This window comes from Bradyrhizobium sacchari (assembly GCF_002068095.1).
Taxonomy (GTDB): domain Bacteria; phylum Pseudomonadota; class Alphaproteobacteria; order Rhizobiales; family Xanthobacteraceae; genus Bradyrhizobium; species Bradyrhizobium sacchari.
The window spans coordinates 1-733 of record NZ_LWIG01000051.1 but is presented as its reverse complement, the minus strand read 5'-3'; the positions used below and the strand labels follow the sequence as shown (position 1 = coordinate 733).

Genomic DNA, 733 nt, shown 5'->3' with positions numbered 1-733 from the left:
CTTGCGCGCGGCGGTTTCGGGATTTGCGTAAGGGCGGGGGATGTTCGGCGGCCAACCGTTGTGGCGCCTCGTCCAACTCAAGTTTCGAGTCCCACTGGGCCGCCGATTTGCTCCCCGTGAGAGAAACTCGCAGGCGTGTGCGATTCAGTGGGAGCGGGCACGCCGCAAGCCAGAGCGTCGATTCTTTTCCGCAGATGATCAACCAGACGTTCCGCTCCGATGGTCAGGCACCCACCGTGTCCCCCAGGCACCTGGATGACCTCGAGTTGCGAACTGAGAGCTCGCCATGCGCGACCGTCGTGGTCTGCTGCGTAGAACGTCACAGGAACCTCGAGCGGTGCCGGAAGATATTGCGCCATTGCGAGCGAATAAGGCTCCCATAACGCGCGCGGAATCGTATCATAGGGATTGAAGACTGCATCATGCAGCTTCTTGGGATTGGTTAGAGCGGTATACAGCTGGCTAACCCGCTTGCTCGTCGACCCGTAGAAGAACTGCTCGAGCCTGACCATCAGCTGATAGGTCCAGCGCAGACTGTAAGGCGAGACTAGTCGCTTCATCGGTCTGAGGATCGCTTGCGCCGCCGCACGGGCACTAACGGTCGGCGGGTCAACCATGACGACCCTACCAACCCTGTGGCCGGCTGCCATCAGCAGGCGAGCTGCTTCGAATGCCACAATGGCGCCGTTGCAGAAGCCCCCCAGCACGAAAGGTCCGCTCGCCTGTCTATCCA

The 733-nt window shown here is 60.8% G+C and carries 1 protein-coding gene; it reads right to left on the bottom strand.

Annotation, left to right across the window (positions count from 1 at the left end):
* Positions 1 to 77 precede the first annotated feature (77 nt).
* The coding region (locus tag A5906_RS31830) for a thioesterase domain-containing protein (protein WP_245327020.1) at positions 78 to 733 on the bottom strand (656 nt) is incomplete at its 5' end.